The organism is Kocuria sp. CCUG 69068, assembly GCF_020833785.1.
Taxonomy (GTDB): Bacteria; Actinomycetota; Actinomycetes; order Actinomycetales; family Micrococcaceae; genus Kocuria; species Kocuria rosea.
The window spans coordinates 1-1,950 of record NZ_PDDL01000219.1; the positions used below are offsets into that span (position 1 = coordinate 1).

Annotated in this window: 2 protein-coding genes; both read right to left on the minus strand. The window is 76.9% G+C overall.

Annotated elements, in window-relative coordinates:
- Positions 1–86: 86 nt before the first annotated feature.
- Positions 87–1,433, minus strand: a complete 1,347-nt coding sequence (locus CRM73_RS19050) for an HRDC domain-containing protein (protein WP_217905637.1) — start codon at positions 1,431–1,433, stop codon at positions 87–89.
- Positions 1,434–1,485: 52 nt separating this feature from the next.
- Positions 1,486–1,950, minus strand: a 465-nt coding sequence (locus CRM73_RS19055) for a DUF3000 family protein (protein WP_229588780.1), incomplete at its 5' end; no start/stop codon positions are given.

Here is a 1,950-nt window from a genome sequence, read left to right on the forward strand (position 1 = left end):
CGCGGGGCGAGCGGAGCCCGGCCCGCACAGGAGGAAGGGCCCCGGCCGTCGGCCGGGGCCCTTCCTCCGTCCCCAGGGGGAGCGGCTCACGCTGCGGGCTCGTCCTCGTCCCCGACGGGCGGCTGGTCGCGCTCCACCAGGCGCGCCGCGCGCTTGCGGGCCCGCAGCTCCCGCCAGGCCGGGCCGAGGACCGGGGCCGTCAGCTCGACCTGCCACCGGCGCGCCCCGAGGTCCCGCAGGCGGTCCGCCACCGCCTGGTCGGTGGTGCTCTTCGGCGGCTGCCAGCAGAAGCGCCGCAGGTGCTCGGGGGTGAGCAGGTTCTCGGTGGGCAGCTCGTGCGCCTCGGCGAGCTCGGCGACGAGCGGCTTCAGGACCCGCAGCCGTGCTGCGGCCTCGGGGCGCTTGACCTCCCACGCCTTCACGGGCGGCAGGGCGTCGGACTTCACGGTGAAGGGGACGAGCTCCGTGGCCGTGCGGGCCTCGGCGATCGCCCGCAGCCACCGGGGCGCCTCCCGCGCCGCGAGCCGGCCGTGGAAGCCGGGGGTGTCGAGGAGCTGCGGCACGGTGCGCGGCATGGCGGCCGCGGCGGCGACCAGGGCGGCGTCGGGCAGCAGCCGGCCGGGGGCGACGTCCTTGTGCTGGGCGAGCCGCTCCCGCTCCTCCCACAGCCCGCGCAGCGCGGTGAGCTGGCGCCGGCCCTTCACCTTGTTGATCCCCGACGTCCGGCGCCACGGGTCCTGGCGCGGGGGAGCGGGCTCGGCGGTGCGCACGGCCTCGAACTCCTGGAGCGCCCAGTCCAGCTTGCCCTTCTCCCGCAGCAGCTCCTCCATGGCCCAGCGCAGCTGGATGAGCATCTCCACGTCGAGCGCGGCGTAGTTCAGCCAGTCCCTCGGCAGGGGCCGCTTCGACCAGTCCACGGCGGAGTGCTCCTTGGCCAGCGTGTAGCCCAGCAGCTCCTCCGTCTCCGCGGCCAGGCCCACGCGCCGGAGCCCGGCGATGCGCCCGCCCAGCTCGGTGTCGAAGAGCCGGTCCGGCTCCATGCCGAGGGCGCGCAGGGAGGGCAGGTCCTGGGTGGCGGCGTGCAGCACCCACTCGACGCCGGAGAGCGCCTCGCCCAGCACGGCCAGCGAACCGGTGGCCTCCGGGTCGATCAGCACGGTGCCCACGCCCTCGCGCCGCAGCTGCACGAGGAAGGCGCGCTGCCCGTAGCGGAAGCCCGACGCCCGCTCGGTGTCGATCGCCGCCGGGCCGGAGCCCGCGGCGACGGCGGCGGCGGCCCGCTCCAGTCCTGCCACGGTGTCGATGACGGGAGGGATCCCGTCGAACGGCGCCGCGAGGTGGACGCTGTCGGGGATCTCGAAGTCCTCGAAGCCGGCGACCACGGGGGTCGAGGGCTCGTCGGGCGCGGATCGGCGGTCGGCTGGGCTGGTCAAGGAGCGTCTTCGATTCTGTGTCGGCCCCGGCGGGGCGCGGTCGGTTCGGTGGTCAGCGGCGCGGGTGCAGCACGGTCACGCCCCGGGGGTACGGCGGCAGGCCCGCGAAGGTGCAGACCGTGTCGGCCCAGGCCGCCAGGTGCGGTGCCACGTCGGAGCCGTCGGGCGTCCAGGAGGCCCGCAGCTCGACGTCGGCCCCCTCCTCGTGGTCGCCGAGCAGACCGAAGCCCTCGGCGAGGACCCGGGACGCGGTGCCGCCCTCCCGAGAATATCCGGCCCGGTGGCGTTCCAGGGCCTCGAGGAGCCAGGTCCACGCGTTCGCGCCCGCCGTGTCGTCGCAGCCGATCTCGCGGCTCGCGGCCGCGCGGGCCCAGGTGACGATGCGGAACGGTCCGCCCCACGCCGTCGGCTCGGACGGGTCGTGCAGGAGCACGAAGCGTCCCGTGGCGAGCTCGTCCTCCGGGGCGCCGGGCGCCCGGCCCGGGACGGCGGCCGCGCCGGCGTCCTGCGCCGCTGC